We start from the raw sequence: 14,937 nt of genomic DNA, 5'->3' as shown, positions 1-14,937 counted from the left end.
GTGGATGAGTGTGCGTGGAATGAAGGCGCAACGAAAGCGTGGCGCGGAAAAAGCGGGGAGGGCCGCGCGTCGCGCAACATGAACCATACCGGAATGATGGCGCGAGGAGAACCCATGTCATGCGGATGACGCGTTACGCATCGACGAGGCGGGGCAACACGGCGGCATAACGCAGCAGCACGACACAGCGGCACGACCAAGCGAAGCGACGCAACAGCGGCGAATTGAAACGCGCGCCGCGCATCGCCCGATGCACGGCGCCGATGACGGCACGCCAATGCGTGCCGTCAATGCGCGTTGAGATACTGCACGATCACCGGATAAACATCGACCGCCGCGTTCTTGCCGAAGATGCAGTCGATATGCCCATAGTCCGGAATCAGATGCCGTTCATACGGCTGCTCGGGGAACGCGCCGCGCAGCATGTCGTAGGTGAGTTCAGTGCTCTTCGGCAGATAGGTCTCGTTCTTCTCGCCGTGAATGAAGCCGATCGGCAGGCGCATACCCGCGAGCCCTTTCATGCCGTTCGCGCCGGTGAAGTACACGTCGTCGCCATGCGCATCGACGAGCTTGCCGGCCCGCACCATCGCCGCCAGATGCATGAATACGGCGACGTCGTGAATGCCGAACAGCTCCTGCAGGTTCGCATGCAGCGTTTCGTTGAGCTTCTGGTGTTCGTAGAGCAGTCCATACAGGAACGTCGCGCGATGGCAGACCGGATTGCCGCAGCCCTCGTCGTGATCGAGCGGATAGAGCCGCAGTGCTTCGTCGAGCAGGTTCGCGGGCCACGAATCCTGCTGCGTATAGGCGGTCAGATCGCGTATCCGCAGATGCTGCATGAGGTCGGGAATATGAAGTCCGGCCTTGATCCGTTGCAGCGTGCCGGGCACCGGATGCGCGGACACCTGCGAAATTACCGCCGAGCGTACGCCTTCGAGCCCATGCATCAGCGACATGCTCAGCGCGAGCCCGCCCATGCAATGACCGAGCACCTGCAGGTTCGGTGCGCCGGTCAGCGCGAGAATCTTCGCGACCGCGGCGGGAATGTCCTCGCGCGCGACCTTGTCGACATTGGTCGGCACGAGCACGCTCGGCAGTTCGATGCTCACGCGCAGATCGACGAGCCAGACGTCGAAGCCCGAGGCGCACAGATATTCGACGAGATTGGTCGGCGTCAGATCGGTCGAGAAGATGCGGCTCGATACGCCCGAGCCATGAATCAGCAGGACCGGTTTGCCGGCGTTGCCCGCGGCCGGATCGACGTAGCGCGTGAGCCTGAGCGTCGTGCCGTCGGGCGTATCGAACCAGCTGATTTGCGGCGCCGGCGCGCGCAGCGTGCGCTTCGCGCGCGGCGGCAGCGCCGGATCGTAGAACTGCAACGGCGCGGCCACGCCGCCGTATTCGGTGAACAGCACGCCCGCGAAGAACCGGCCGAACTTCAGCGTCCATTCGAGGCGCGTTTTCAGATCGGGCGCGTGCGTGACTTCGAGCGTGCGCTGCTGCTTGAGGAAGTTTTCCGGCGTGATGATCAAGGTCGCGGTGCCGAGCGGCGGCGCGGTGTCGTCGGCCGTCGCGCGGATGTCCGCGTAAAGCGTATTGGTCTGCTCCCAGAGATTGATCGGCGAAGTGCGCGTGATGATCTTCCTGCCGCTCAGATAGTAGGTGTTGCCCTCGGCCGCGTTGAGCGTCATGCGATACGTCATGTTGCGTTCGTCGACATCCGATGCGTCGACGACGAACAGGTTGAACGTGCCGTCCGTGATCGTCAGCGGTTGCGCGGACAGAGCGGGGCAGGTCAGCGTGCCAGCGGTGTGCGCGAGATGCTGTGGATTGCCAAGCATATCGGCGAGATCGTCGGACTCGACCGTGAGCGTGAATTCGATCGGGCTCGTCGCCGCCTCGCCGGCCACCTTCGGCGTGTAGGTGCCGACCATCGTCTCGGTGAAGCGCAGGCCGATTTTTTGCGCGGGCGGCGCGGCGGCCTCGCCCGCTTTCGCGTAATCGATCGACCAGCCGTGCGTCTTCGCGAGCAGCGCGCAATTGCGCTCGGCGAGCGCGGAGATGGTCAGCAGCGGATTCACGCCGAGCGACATCGGCATCACCGCGCCGTCCATCACATAGAGGCCGTCGTGTACCGCATTGCCAGCCGTGCCGCTGAATACGCGGCCCATATGATCGACTACGCCACGTTCCGCGTCCTCGCCCATTCCGCAGCCGCCGAGCGGATGCACGGTGACCGTGCGCCTGCCGAGAATCTTTGTCGAAATCGGATTGCGCAGATATTTGCCGCCGAGCGGCGCGGTGGCCTGGATCAGCACGTTCTCGATCGCCTTGAAGAGCGGCTGGCGTCCAGCGTTTTTCCACTCGATGCGCGCGCGTCCCCGCTCGTCGATCGTGATGCGGCCATCCTCGTCGTCATGCGCCATCACGAGATAGCTTTGCGTGTGGTTCAGCGCGCCGTGATACGGGCCGCGTATCAGGCTCTCGATGGCGCGCGCGTCGTAGGCGAGCCGCTCGCGCAGCGTCGGCGGTCCGCCCGGGTCCACGCCTTCGAGCGGCGCGACCGCGCCGAGCATACCGACCAGCGCTTCGCCGACCGGCCCGGCCAGCGAACCTTCCTCGATCACGTAGCCGTCCTTCGCATCCGGCCCGTTCTGGCGAACGTCGATGAGCCCGGTGATGGTCGGCCCGACCACGGGAATTTCGCCTGGCGCATGCTCGCCCCAGCCGACGCCGTTGATCGTGTCGCGGGTGTTGTACGCGAAGGCCAGCACGTCGCCGTTGCCGGTGAAGCGCCGGCCGAGCATGTCCGAGGTGCTCAGGCCTTCCTTGCGCGAACGCAGCAGCAGCGCGCTTGAACCGATCGTTCCCGCCGCCACGATGACGACGTCGGCCAGCACGAACAGATCGGGCGCGCCGTAGCTCTCCCGGCCGAGTTCGACGAGCTGGAAGTTGACCTTCCATTGCTGCGTGTCCGGATCGCGCAGCACCGAATGCACGGCCGCGCCCGTGAAAATCTGTGCGCGGTGCGCGACCGCATCGGGCAGATAGTTCATGTGCGTCGAATTCTTCGCGTCGTAGTTGCAGCCCGAGTTGCAATCGCCGCAGCCGACGCAGCGCTGCTGTTCGACGCCGGCCGCATTCGGGCCCTTCGTGAACGTGACCGTGATCGGCGGGCGGCTGAAGCGGTTCGCCATGCCGAGCGCCTGCGCCGATTTTTCGAGTGCGTCGAGCTTCGGCAGCGGCCCAAAATCGGCGGGCACCGGCGACGGCGACAGCATCTTCCGCGCGAGCGCATAACCTGCGTCGCGTCCGTCGCTGTCGGCGCGCAGCGCGGCCGGCCAGCGCGGGTCGTCCCAGAGACGCGGATCGGCTTCGAGCGCGACGTTCGCATTGATCAGCGAGGTGCCGCCGAGCCCGCAGCCGACCACCGCATTGACGTCCTCGTTCACGTGTACTTCGAGCAGCGCGAGCGGCGAGCCGAGTTGCGCCTCGGCCGTGTTGTACTGGAGCTGCTCGCCGCCCTGCACGGGCGTGCGCGGGTATTCGCCGGCCATGAATTCGCGGCCGCGCTCGAGCACGCAGACGCTGCGGCCCGCGCGCGCCATGCGGCTCGCGGCGATCGCGCCGCCATAGCCGGAACCGACCACGACCACTTCGTAATGCCGTTGCAGCGCCGTCGGCGCGCTCGATAAGCGGTTCATCAGGACCACCTCGTCTGGAGTCGGATGCGGGGAACGGAAGCTGTGCTTCGGAATAAAGACGGCGCGCGGCAGCAGATTTTTTATCGTAGGTGGAATGGGCGCACAAAAAAAGCGCGCCGTGCAAGGCGCGCAACCGTAGCGTGCGACGTGTCGGGCGCCATGAGCGGGCGGTTTTCTTGTGGTTTGGCCGGCCGTGCGCTCATGCGCGGGTCCATCGCTTTTTATGTGGCCTGTTATGTCGTCCGTTAGGCGGCCACTTCATTCATTTCGCTGTCGCTCGATTCCGCGGCGAGCAGGTTCAGCGCGAGCAGGATAGCTTCGCGATTTTCGATGTCGATGGCGATGCCGAGCACGTCGGTGAGCCAGCGGCCGATCTTCGTGTTGGAAAATTCCTCGGCGCCGGCCGTCTTTTTCATCGTGACGCCGAGTTTGACGGCGCGATAGTGATAAGAGGGGACCCGATGCCGAGTTGCCACCGCCGCGAGCCCGCCCTTGCTTTCCGAGCACCAGCCGAGGCTGCCCGCCAGCACGATCCGTTCGGGCTCGTCGAGCCCTTCGATAAATTCGCGTGCTGCGAACCTCACGCACTGCTCGTCGAGACCGTATTGCAGCAGCACGCTTTGCACCGGATCTTCGAGTGCCTGGGCATGCAGATCGATTTCCTGCTCGATGCCCTCGTTTTCCATCGAGACGTTGCGTTGATGGCCGGCGCTGCGCAGGCAGTCGATCAGATAGCGGCGGAAATAGGCGCATACCGCGTAGCTGTTCGACGGCGCGCTGTCCGCGCAGGCGCTCGTTTCGGTGTGGCCGGGCGCGAGGCGCAGTACCTTTGCGTAGATGAACTGAGCGACCAGTTCTTCCTTGTCTTCGCCGAGCGCCTGCAATTCGAGCGGGTGATAGGTCCGCAACGCGCGCCGGACCAGTTCGACGATCGACACCATTTCGTCCGCGGACAGCCGGGTGCGTCTGCGCCACAGGTCGGGCAGGATCGCGTCGTCGAGTTGGCGGGCGAACTCGTAGCTTGGGACTGCGCCCATGGAAACCTCCGTCAGCGTGGGGACAAGGAGCGCGGTGAGCTTCGGCGGTGGGCCGCGAAGCGTTGGATGAAGCCTGAAATGCCGCGCTGAAACGTGAATGCAGTATGGTTCGCGGCAACGCTCGCGCCTATATGGATTAAGTGTTAGCTGATGGGTAAACTGCCGGGTAAACCTTCTGACGGATTCCTTTCTTTTCGTCTGAAGAGTGGACGTGCGTTCGGGGAAATGTCGCGCTCGCGAAGCGGGCGCATGGTGGGGATAATCGGCGCGTGGGCCATGTCGGGGCCGCGCCGTTCGACAAAGGAGACCGCGCGATGCGGGCCGACCCGATCCAGCGTGCCATCGACGAAGACCTTGTGCGCGTGCTCTATGCGCAAGATCCGATCGCCTTCTTTTCGCACTGGTTTTCGATGGCCGTGCTCATTGCGATCTACTGGCCGCAGATACCGTCGCCAGCGCTTTTTATCGCGTGTTTCGGCTTCTATGCGCTAGCCAATTGCGCGGGCCTCGCGCTATGGATCTGCAACCGGCGCTATCCGCAACTCGTTGCGCCGCGCGAGTGGATTCGTCTGCATGCGTTGCGCGGCGTGTTGCTCTACAGCGGCCCCGGCTTCGCGGTGTGGTTCGCGTTCCAGAGTTCGCAGGCCGATCTGCCCTTGCTGCATACCGTGATGCTCGTGACGCTCGCCGCCGGCGTCTTCATGTCGAATGGTTTCGACCTCCTGAACTTTTCGACCTCGATCCCGTTCCTGCTACTGCCGTCGATCGTGCTGCATTTCGGCTCGCATACGTTCGACCGCACGATTCTCGCGATCGTCCTCGCGTTTTTCTTCTGCGCGATCAACGTCTATGCGATGAGCTACCGCAAGCTGTTTCGCCAGGTCGTGCAGGCGCGCGTCGATCAGCAGTACCTCGCGGAATCGCTGGCGACGCAAAAACGCGTGGCCGAAGAAGCTAGCCTCGCGAAGACGCGCTTTTTCGCGGCCGCGAGCCACGATTTGCGGCAGCCGCTGCATGCGATCGGACTGCTCGCGGCATCGCTGAACGATCCGGCCGCGACGCCGGTGCAGCACGCGAAGACGGCCGGGCACATCGTCTACAACGTCGAGGCGCTGAACCAGTTGTTCAACCAGGTGCTCGATCTCGCGCGGCTCGAAAGCGGCGTGACCCAGGTGATTCGCCTGCATTTCAGGCTTGCCGAACTGTTCGAGCGGGTCGGCAGCCAGTATCGTCCGCAGGCCGCGGCGAAGGGGCTCGCGCTGCGCATCGCGCCGACCGCGATGGTCGTCTACGACGACCCCGTACTGCTCGAACGCGTGCTGAGCAACCTGCTGTCGAACTCGGTGCGTTACACCGAAGAGGGCGCGATCTGGCTTGGCTTGCGGCGCGCGGGACGGCAGACGGGCGGTTTTATCGAGGTGCGCGATTCGGGCATCGGCATTGCGCCCGAGGAGCACGCGCATATTTTCGAGGAGTTCTATCAGGTCGCGAATCCGCAGCGCGACGCGCGTCAGGGGCACGGCCTCGGGCTGCCGACCGTCAAGCGGCTCGTCGATCTGCTCGGCGGCGAACTGCAGTTGCGCTCGGCGCCGGGGCGCGGCTCCGTGTTCCGCTTTGCGGTGCAGGCGGGCGACGCGGCCGGCATCGTCGGGAGTCTCAACGACTCGGTGACGGGCGGGCCGGCGGCGCAGGAGCGGCGCGTGCTGTGCATCGACGACGACCCGTCGATTCTCGAAGGAATCGAAAGCCTGCTACGGCGTTGGGGGTGCAGCGCGTTCGGCGCGCGCGATGAAGCCGAGGCGCTGGCCGCGCTCGCGGACGGCTTCGTGCCCGATGCGGTGCTCTGCGATTACCAGCTCGCGAATCACCGCACCGGCGCGCAGGCGTTGGCGGCAGTGCGCGGCGCGCTCGCGCGCGCGGGTCATGGCAATGTCGCGACCTTGCTGATTACCGGCGATATGGCGTCGACGGAACTCTCGGCGCTCGTGTTGCAGGGCATACCGGTGCTGCACAAGCCGGTGACGCCGGCGCGCCTGCGGCGCACGCTCGAAATGCTGTGGCAGCAGGCGGAACTGGACAAGGGACGGCCGGCGGCGGCACCCATGTTGCGTGACGGTGCGGGGGCGGGCATAGACGGTGGCGAGGGCGGCAAGGGTGGTGCAAGCAGCGGTGTACAGAACGAGACAGCAACCGGCGCGGCCACGGTGAGCGCCATCGCCGCGAACCCCGTCGCTACAAACTCTTCCCCGCCTCGAGCCAGCCGTTGATTACCGCAATCGCCGTCGCGCGGTTATGCACGCCGAGCGCGCGGAAGATCACCGACAGATGCACCTTGACGGTGCCTTCGGCGACGCCGAGATCGCGCGCGATCATCTTGTTGGTCCAGCCGCGATGCACGAGCCGCATGATGTCCTGCTGACGCGGCGAGAGGTTTTCCAGCAGATGCTGCTGATGCGGCTGGAGCGCCGGCATCCGCGCGGCGGGGCTCGGGATCGGCGCCTGAGCGGCGGATTGTGCGGTGGCCTGAGCGGCGCCGCCGTGGCTGGCGATGCCGACGAGCGCGGCGGCCGTTTCAGCTCCCGTGCCGGAAGCCGCGCCGGCGCAGGCATCGGCCGCTGGCGTATCGCGTGCGCCGAGCAGGCTCAGCGCTTCCATCGGCACATAGGCGCCGCCGGAGAGCACCAGCTCGATCGCCTTCAGCATCACGCTGGCGGGCTGCCGCTTCGGCACGAAGCCGAGCGCGCCGGCCGCGAGCACCGCACGCATTTCGTCGGGCGATTCTTCCGCCGACAGCACCACGAGCGGCAGCGCCGGGTTCGCCTTGAGCAGCGCTTCGAGCGAGCTTGCGCCGCTCATGCCCGGCATATGCAGATCGACGATCGCGAGATCGTGATTGGCATCGGGACGCGCGGCGCTGGCGAGTGTTTCCCAGCTATCGGCTTCGTCGAACTGGGCTTCGGGATCGAAGCCGCGCAGCATGCCTTTGACGCCTTGCCGGATCAGTTCATGGTCGTCGGCCACAAGAAACTTCATGATGTCTCCGCGAGTCGGGCCTGTCCGTTGAGGGCTACCGCCGTTGCAGGATAGTGTGCTTCTGTTCTCGTGAAACGCATCATGGCCGGTATTCCGCGCTCGTGCATCAGGCTTGCGCGGCGTGCTTTCGTCCCGATACCCGGGCCGCGCTTCTGCGTCGCTTACCGTTGTCCGTCTCGTTCCTCTCCCTCGCCGGCATCGTTCGATGCGCTACCTGATGTGTAAGGCAGGGCTCTCGCGCATAGGTTCCGGCTTGCTAGGTAGACGAGCCGCGCGGGCCTTTTTTTAAGCGCTTTCGCGCGTGCCCCGGCAGGTTATGCAGGCCGGATCGACGCGCGTTCGCAGGCGGCTATCCGACTGCGAATAACGTTGCATTCATCAGAAGCTTGAAGGCGAAACCGAGCGACATCGCCCCGGCCACGCCGCCGCACCATAGGGCGATGAACCAGAGCCAGCCCGGCAGTCTGCGTGCGCGTGGCGCGGCGGCGCGGGTGCCGGCGGGGTCAGTGATAGTGATGGGGGTCGTCATGGCGCACCTTGCCTCGGAAGATCCAGTAACCCATCGTCGTGTACGCGACGATGACCGGCAGAATCACCGCCGCGCCGGCCAGCGTGAACGTCTGACTCGTGCGCGGCGCGGCCGCTTGCCATAGCGTCAGGCTCGACGGAATCGCATACGGCCACAGGCTCACGAGTAGCCCGAGGTAGCCGAGTAGCACGAGCGTCAGCGCGAGCACGAACGGCGTGTTGTGATGGCGCGCGCGCACCGCGCGATGCATGAAGAACGTGCAGATTGCGACGAGGAACGGCACCGGCAGCAGACGGTGGAAGATGCCGTCGTGGAACCAGCGCTGCGCGATGCCGGCGTCCATCAGTGGCGTCCAGAGGCTCACGAGCGCGATGAAGCCGAGCAGCACGAGCGTGAGCGGCCATACCACGCGATGCAGCCGGCGCTGCAGATCGCCCTCGGTCTTCGCGACGAGCCAGCAGCAGCCGAGCAGCGCATAGGTCGCGACGAGCCCGAGGCCCGTCAGCAGGCTGAACGGTGTGAGCCAGCCGAACGCGTCGCCGGCATAGGCGCCGTCGATCACGGGGATGCCTTGCAGGAACGCGCCGAGCACGATGCCTTGGAAGAATGTCGCGCCGGCCGAGCCGCCGATGAAGGCGAGGTCCCACAGGTGCTTCGTGCGGCGAGCCTTCGCGCGGATCTCGAACGATACGCCGCGAAAGATCAGGCACACGAGCATGAAGACGAGCGGCAGATACAGTGCCGACAGCACGGTCGAATAGACGACCGGAAACACCGCGAACAGCGCGGCGCCGCCGAGCACGAGCCAGGTTTCGTTGCCGTCCCAGACCGGCGCGACCGTGTTCATCATCAGGTCGCGTTCCTTTTCGTCGGGGAAGAACGGGAAGACGATGCCGATGCCCAGATCGAAGCCGTCCAGCACGACATACATGAAAAGGCCCAATGCGATGATCGCGGCCCATACGACGGTGACGTCCATTTTCTTGCTCTCGAAGCTAAGGTTAGACAGCGTCGATCATCTGATCGGCGGCGGACAGCGGACGGCGTGCGGTTTGGGCGGGCGTCGGCCGGGCGAGGCTGTCGGGCGCGTCGTGCGAGCCGCTGCCGGGCCGCGCCGGACCCGAGCGCATCAGCTTCAGCATGTAGTAGATGCCGGTGCCGAACACGAGGAAGTAGACCACCACGAAGGTCATCAGCGAGAGGCCGACCTGCTGCGTGGTCAGCGGCGAGACTGCCTGCGAGGTGCGCATCACGCCGTACACGACCCACGGCTGGCGGCCCGCTTCGGTCGTGACCCAGCCGGCCAGCAAGGAGACGAAGCCGCTCGGCCCCATCGCGACGCACAGGCGCTGGAACCACTTCGCGTCGAACAGACGCCCGCGGCGACGCAGCACCCAGGCCGCGAGCGACATCGCGATCATCAGCACGCCGAGCCCGGCCATGAGGCGGAAGCTCCAGAACACCACGGTCGAGTTCGGCCGGTCCTGCGGCGGGAATGACTTGAGGCCGCGAATTTCGCCATCCCAACTATGCGTGAGGATCAGGCTGCCGAGGTGAGGGATCGCGATCGCATAGCGCGTGGTTTCCGCCTTCATGTCGGGGATACCGAACAGGTTCAGCGCGGTGCCGCCTTTTTCGGTGTCCCACAGACCTTCGATCGCGGCGATCTTGGCCGGCTGATACTGGCGCGTGTTCAGACCGTGCTGATCGCCGACGAATGCCTGGATCGGCGTGAGGATCAGCAGCAGCCACAGCGCCATCGAAAACATCTTCTTCACGGCCGGATCGCGCCGGCCGCGCAGCAGATGCCATGCACCGACCGCCGCGACCACGAGCCCCGCGACGATGAACGCGGCGAGCGCCATATGCGCGAGCCGGTACGGGAACGACGGATTGAAGATGATCTTGAACCAGTCGAGCGGCACGACCTGGCCGTTGACGACCTCGAAGCCTTGCGGTGTTTGCATCCAGCTATTCGAGGCGAGAATCCAGAAGGTCGAGATCAGCGTGCCGACCGCCACCATCAGCGTTGCGCCGAAGTGCGCGCGCGGGCTCACGCGCTGCCAGCCGAACAGCATGATGCCGAGGAAGCCCGCTTCGAGAAAGAACGCGGTCATCACTTCGTACATCAGCAGCGGACCGGTGACGGGCCCCGCGAAACTCGAAAAGCCCGACCAGTTGGTGCCGAACTGATAGCTCATGACGACGCCGGAGACGACACCCATGCCGAAGGCCACTGCGAAGATCTTCGACCAGAACAGGCAAAGATCTTGGTAGTACGCCTTACCTGTTTGCAGCCAGCGCCATTCGAGCACGGCGATGAAACTGGCGAGACCGATACTGAGCGCCGGAAAAACGATGTGGAATGAAACGGTGAACGCAAATTGAATGCGGGCGAGATCGAATGCCGAGATTGCGGAGTTCATGAGCGTGAGGTGCGTGATGGCCGCATGAGCGGACTACGCGCGTCGACTGTTGTCGGTGCGCACTGCGCTGGGCAGATGACGCAAGCGTAGGTGATCGAAGCAAATCGTGCTGCGCTGCGGCGTGCGTCAAAAAACCGCCTTGTTTTATGCGCGATACGCCGATGGGGCGCGCAAGCTATTGATGGGTATCAAGTTTTACTGATCGATGCACGTGCGCTGTTTTGCGCGCCTCGACGCGCGCTGCGGCAATCGACCGCGCTGCAGCAGGGTGATTGGGCAACGTTTGGGCAAGGCCCGGGTTCGGTGGTGGTCCGTTTTCAACCGAGGATCGATCCGTCCGGCCCGACATCGCGGGCCGGCGAGCTGGCGGGAGGATTCTTTTACTTCTACGATGCACGTTGCCGAAGCCGTTTCATCCCCACCTGCCGACGACGGCAGACTTCAACCTGAGGAGTCAGTCGATGAGCACGATCAAGACGAAAGACGGTACCGCGATTTTCTACAAGGATTGGGGCAAGGGGCGCCCGGTCGTGTTTTCGCATGGCTGGCCGCTCACCGCCGATGCGTGGGATGCGCAGATGCTGTTTCTCGGCAACAAGGGCTTTCGCGTGATCGCGCATGACCGCCGCGGCCATGGCCGCTCGGAGCAGCCGTGGGACGGCAACGAGATGGACACCTACGCCGACGATCTCGCGGCGCTGATCGAGCATCTCGACCTGCGGGACGCGACGCTGGTCGGCCATTCGACGGGCGGCGGCGAAGTCGCGCACTACATCGGCCGGCATGGCACGGCGCGTGTCGCCAGGGCCGTGCTGATCGGCGCGGTGCCGCCGCTGATGCTGAAGACTGCCGACAATCCGCTCGGCCTGCCGATCGACGTATTCGACGGCATTCGCAAGGGCGTCGAAGACGATCGCTCGCAGTTCTTCAAGGACCTTGCGGTGCCTTTCTACGGCTACAACCGCGCGGGCGCGAAGGTGTCGCAGGGCGTGATCGATTCGTTCTGGCGTCAGGGCATGGCCGGCTCGATCAAGGGGCTGTACGAGTGCATCAGGCAGTTCTCCGAAGTCGACTATACCGGGGACCTGAAGAAGATCGACGTGCCGACGCTCGTGCTGCATGGCGACGACGACCAGATCGTGCCGATCGACGCCGCCGGGCGGCAGACCGCCAAGATCGTCAAGGACGCGACGCTGAAGGTCTATCCGGGCGGCCAGCACGGCATGTGCACGACCGAGGCGGACAAGGTCAATGCCGACCTGCTCGAATTCATCGGCTCGTGAGCGCGTAATGGTGTGACGGCAGGCATGACGGCGCGGGGAGGATGGAGGGCGGGTCATGTTGGCTGTCCTCGCGATCGTCCTCGCGGTTTGCCGACTTCATCGACGGGCCGGAAACGCCCGTCATGGAGTAGGGAAATACTCACTTAGTTATATGATGTCTTATAAATATAAAACTCGTATCTCTTTGTTTTAAAAGGGATTGGCGAGCCTGAGATCGTTAAAATAAGGGTAAATGCCTAGTTGAAATCAACCCGGCCATCGTTGATAGTCTGTTATCGTACAACTTGAGTGTAGGGTGCGACGTAGTGCGTCCTTCACTCGCTTCCTCTGTTTTCCAGTTCGATCTCGCGCGCGGCGCAGTAAAGGAACCCCTATGAAGAAGATTGCCCTGAGTGGCGCCGGCGGCCAGCTCGGCTCCGTCGTTCGTGCCGCGTTCGTCGCGCGTGGTACTCCGTTGCGTTCGGCGGCGGGCTCGAAAGTGCTGACGCCGCTCGTCGAAGGCGAAGACGTCATGAACGGCGACCTGCGCGATCCGGCGGTCGTCGACCGGCTGCTCAACGGCGTGGACGTGCTGATCCACTTCGCCGGCACGAGCGTCGAGCGTCCGCTGCCCGAGATCATCGAGAACAATCTGCGCGGCCTCGTCGAAGTCTACGAAGGTGCGCGCCGCAACGGCGTGAAGCGCATCGTGTTCGCGAGCTCGAACCACGCGATCGGCATGTACCCGGTCACCGAGCATCTGAGCCTCGACTGCGAAGTACGCCCGGACGGCTTCTATGGCTTGTCGAAGGTGTGGGGCGAAGCGCTCGCGCGCATGTACTGGGACAAGCACGGCATCGAGAGCGTGTGCGTGCGCATCGGCAGCTGCCTCGAGCGGCCGACCGAGCCGCGTCAGCTCAGCACGTGGTTCGGCCATGAAGACCTCATGCACTTCCTCGACCGCTGCATCGAAGTGGAAGACATCGGCTTCCTGACGGTCTGGGGCGTGTCGGCGAACACGCGCAGCTGGTGGGACAACAGCGGCGCCGAGCGCCTCGGCTACCGGCCGAAGCAGAATTCCGAAGATTACGCCGCGGACGTCCTGTCGCGCCCGAATCCGCTCGACGCGTTTGGTCAGCGCTTCCAGGGCGGCGCGTTTGTCGGCATCGATTATTCGCGCAAGGATTGATTGGCGGTTCGAGTGGCGCTTGCGCCATGGTCGGTTGCCGCGGTGACGGTGGAATAGAGTGAATGGCAGTCGGCTCGGAAGAGTTTGATTGCCGATAGGCGGCGCCCGGTGGGCGCCGTTTTTTTTCGGGATGAAGAGGTTGGCTGCCGGGAGTGAGACATCTTGTAATGCCGTTGGTTTGTTACGGTGGCAATTTTGAGAAGAGATGAGTGAGAGAAGGGGCCGCTGGAAAGTCAGTCTAAAATTTTTAAAATATAAATTATAAATAACTGATTTTTCAGTGAATTGTCTTTAATGAGAGAGCTTATCGACCCGAGTTGCCAAGCGACGTAAAGGAGTGGAAGGAATTTGACCTTCACTAAAAAAAATTTCGAGATAAATAATTTGGCGGGAATATTTTATTGGGATAGCTAAAAAGATTGATCGATACGGCAGAGAGGGCTATTATCGCGACCTTCCTTATGCTGAGGCAGCCTTGCTAACAATATGATATGAGCAACGCGTACTATTACGATGGGCACTGGGATTTGTCTCCCGCCGAGCTATTCATTTTTATTGTCATGCAAGAAGTCGGTGAGCGCCTGGGTATTGATGATATTGAATATCTGATACTGATGCTTTCTGGACTTAATGTGTTACCGACAAGAGCGAAGCCAGCAGGCGCTACACAAGGAACATCCATGGCATCGGTCATGTCAAGATCGATTTTTAGATACCAATTAAAGAAAAAGATACTGCCAACATTTACCCTGGAAAGTATGAAGACGTTCAGATGGGTCTTAACACACAAACTGGGCGCCTTTGTTGGAAGGACCTTGCCTGGTGTGGGTTGGATTATGATGGCAAAGGATGTGTACGAAATTATGGATCATGCGATTATCAAATATAATCAGATCGTCAGATCCGAAGACAGGGTGTTTTGATGAGTGAGCGCTCATGGCTAGATTTAAGAAATTTCATCGTAGAGGAAGCCTGTTTTCCGCCTGATAAGCTAATCACCGAGGACATGAGCGTCGTATATTCATTGGGCCAGTGCGGAGATGATGCCAATGAATTCATGGAGAAATATTTCCTGACTTTCAGAGTGGATCGGGGAGACTATGAATTCAGTCGGTATTTTTTCATGGAGGGGGAGGGATTTATTTTTTATTTCGTTAAGAAATTTATCCTGCGAAAACCTCTGTCGCTGAAAAGAGAGTTGATGACGGTGGGCATGCTGTATAGAGCCATAGTCCATGGAAAATGGGATTGTGGGGTTTTGTCTGAGGGGCGATTTTATTGAAGAGGATTAAACGGGGGAATACTCCATACTGGACACCTGTTGGCGGCCTCTGGCAGACGAGCACTTGATTCGGACACTGATAGAAAACCAGAGGTCCACTTATGTTTTTTTGATAGCCATTCAACAGTGGTCATCCGTGTCGAGGTAGGGGCGTTCGATTTTTCGGTCTGCCTGAGCTCAAAAAAACTCCCTCATTGCAGATAGACATGCTTGTGTCTTTAATTGCAGGTTTTTGGATTTTAAGATTTAAAAATTTTCTTATTTTTATAATTTCGAAGTGCCGATAGTCTCAATAATATTCCGATTTTATTGGGATGCCCTGCTCCTGGAAATATATGGCATCATCAGCGTCTAGAGCGTGTTAGGCACTTTGGATAATGGGCACGGCATGAACAAGCATGAGCATAGCGAAGACGACGAAATGCAAGCCTGCCAGGGTTTCGGGCAGGCGTTCGTAGTCGCGTGCCAGTCGCCG

The 14,937-nt window shown here is 62.2% G+C and carries 12 protein-coding genes and 1 pseudogene; 6 read left to right on the top strand and 7 right to left on the bottom strand.

Annotation, left to right across the window (positions count from 1 at the left end; all coding sequences use genetic code 11):
• Positions 1–287: 287 nt before the first annotated feature.
• A complete protein-coding gene (locus F3J19_RS31235) occupies positions 288–3,704 on the bottom strand; it encodes an alpha/beta fold hydrolase (protein ID WP_167050185.1) in 3,417 nt (1,138 codons plus the stop codon).
• A 245-nt stretch (positions 3,705–3,949) separates the two neighbouring features.
• Positions 3,950–4,741 (bottom strand): hypothetical protein, encoded by a 792-nt coding sequence (locus F3J19_RS31230; protein ID WP_167050183.1) that lies wholly within the window; start codon positions 4,739–4,741, stop codon positions 3,950–3,952.
• 314 nt (positions 4,742–5,055) lie between these two features.
• Between F3J19_RS31230 and F3J19_RS31225 the strand changes: the two genes are divergently transcribed.
• Complete coding sequence (locus F3J19_RS31225; RefSeq protein ID WP_167050181.1) at positions 5,056–7,008, top strand: hybrid sensor histidine kinase/response regulator; 1,953 nt, start codon at positions 5,056–5,058, stop codon at positions 7,006–7,008.
• Here the strand turns inward: F3J19_RS31225 and F3J19_RS31220 are convergent.
• The 4 genes from F3J19_RS31220 to F3J19_RS31205 form a co-directional block, all read right to left on the bottom strand.
• A complete protein-coding gene (locus tag F3J19_RS31220) occupies positions 6,974–7,774 on the bottom strand; it encodes a response regulator transcription factor (RefSeq protein WP_167050179.1) in 801 nt (266 codons plus the stop codon). The two genes, F3J19_RS31225 and F3J19_RS31220, sit on opposite strands and share 35 nt — an antisense overlap.
• A 349-nt stretch (positions 7,775–8,123) precedes the next feature.
• Complete coding sequence (locus F3J19_RS32895) at positions 8,124–8,303, bottom strand: hypothetical protein (protein WP_167050177.1); 180 nt, start codon at positions 8,301–8,303, stop codon at positions 8,124–8,126.
• A complete protein-coding gene (gene cydB / locus F3J19_RS31210; protein WP_167050175.1) occupies positions 8,278–9,282 on the bottom strand; it encodes a cytochrome d ubiquinol oxidase subunit II in 1,005 nt (334 codons plus the stop codon). The genes F3J19_RS32895 and cydB overlap by 26 nt, the downstream gene beginning before the upstream one ends.
• Positions 9,283–9,304: 22 nt before the next feature.
• Entirely contained in the window at positions 9,305–10,729 is a 1,425-nt protein-coding gene (locus F3J19_RS31205) for a cytochrome ubiquinol oxidase subunit I (RefSeq protein ID WP_167050173.1), read from the bottom strand.
• Between the two features lie 90 nt (positions 10,730–10,819).
• Between F3J19_RS31205 and F3J19_RS31200 the strand changes: the two genes are divergently transcribed.
• The 5 genes from F3J19_RS31200 (at position 10,820) to F3J19_RS31180 (ending at position 14,462) form a co-directional block, all read left to right on the top strand.
• Positions 10,820–11,179 (top strand): hypothetical protein, encoded by a 360-nt coding sequence (locus F3J19_RS31200; RefSeq protein ID WP_167050171.1) that lies wholly within the window; start codon positions 10,820–10,822, stop codon positions 11,177–11,179.
• Positions 11,180–11,190: 11 nt separating this feature from the next.
• Positions 11,191–12,012: an alpha/beta hydrolase gene (locus F3J19_RS31195; RefSeq protein ID WP_167050169.1), complete on the top strand. Its 822-nt coding sequence runs from the start codon at positions 11,191–11,193 to the stop codon at positions 12,010–12,012.
• A 373-nt stretch (positions 12,013–12,385) separates the two neighbouring features.
• Positions 12,386–13,180 (top strand): NAD(P)-dependent oxidoreductase, encoded by a 795-nt coding sequence (locus F3J19_RS31190; RefSeq protein ID WP_167050167.1) that lies wholly within the window; start codon positions 12,386–12,388, stop codon positions 13,178–13,180.
• A 491-nt stretch (positions 13,181–13,671) separates the two neighbouring features.
• Positions 13,672–14,103, top strand: a complete 432-nt coding sequence (locus tag F3J19_RS31185; protein WP_167050165.1) for an STM2901 family protein — start codon at positions 13,672–13,674, stop codon at positions 14,101–14,103.
• Positions 14,103–14,462 carry a DUF1493 family protein gene (locus F3J19_RS31180; protein WP_167050163.1) on the top strand — a complete coding sequence of 120 codons (360 nt, stop codon included), beginning with the start codon at positions 14,103–14,105 and terminating at the stop codon, positions 14,460–14,462. Before F3J19_RS31185 ends, F3J19_RS31180 begins: the two co-directional genes overlap by 1 nt.
• 361 nt (positions 14,463–14,823) lie before the next feature.
• On the opposite strand, the pseudogene F3J19_RS31175 reads toward F3J19_RS31180, so the two are convergent.
• Positions 14,824–14,937 (bottom strand): annotated as a pseudogene (locus F3J19_RS31175) (IS5/IS1182 family transposase); the annotation flags it as partial.

This window comes from Burkholderia sp. Ax-1724 (assembly GCF_011752995.1).
In the GTDB taxonomy this organism is placed as follows: domain Bacteria; phylum Pseudomonadota; class Gammaproteobacteria; order Burkholderiales; family Burkholderiaceae; genus Paraburkholderia.
Note: the sequence above shows the minus strand (reverse complement) of the source record. Positions and strands in the feature narration are given on the sequence as shown.

Coding starts and splice junctions, on each gene's coding strand:
- F3J19_RS31235 (WP_167050185.1), bottom strand. CDS start 3,704: ATGAACCGCTTATCGAGCGCGCCGACGGCGCTGCAACGGCATTACGAA.
- F3J19_RS31230 (WP_167050183.1), bottom strand. CDS start 4,741: ATGGGCGCAGTCCCAAGCTACGAGTTCGCCCGCCAACTCGACGACGCG.
- F3J19_RS31225 (WP_167050181.1), top strand. CDS start 5,056: ATGCGGGCCGACCCGATCCAGCGTGCCATCGACGAAGACCTTGTGCGC.
- F3J19_RS31220 (WP_167050179.1), bottom strand. CDS start 7,774: ATGAAGTTTCTTGTGGCCGACGACCATGAACTGATCCGGCAAGGCGTC.
- F3J19_RS32895 (WP_167050177.1), bottom strand. CDS start 8,303: ATGACGACCCCCATCACTATCACTGACCCCGCCGGCACCCGCGCCGCC.
- cydB (WP_167050175.1), bottom strand. CDS start 9,282: ATGGACGTCACCGTCGTATGGGCCGCGATCATCGCATTGGGCCTTTTC.
- F3J19_RS31205 (WP_167050173.1), bottom strand. CDS start 10,729: ATGAACTCCGCAATCTCGGCATTCGATCTCGCCCGCATTCAATTTGCG.
- F3J19_RS31195 (WP_167050169.1), top strand. CDS start 11,191: ATGAGCACGATCAAGACGAAAGACGGTACCGCGATTTTCTACAAGGAT.
- F3J19_RS31190 (WP_167050167.1), top strand. CDS start 12,386: ATGAAGAAGATTGCCCTGAGTGGCGCCGGCGGCCAGCTCGGCTCCGTC.
- F3J19_RS31185 (WP_167050165.1), top strand. CDS start 13,672: ATGAGCAACGCGTACTATTACGATGGGCACTGGGATTTGTCTCCCGCC.
- F3J19_RS31180 (WP_167050163.1), top strand. CDS start 14,103: ATGAGTGAGCGCTCATGGCTAGATTTAAGAAATTTCATCGTAGAGGAA.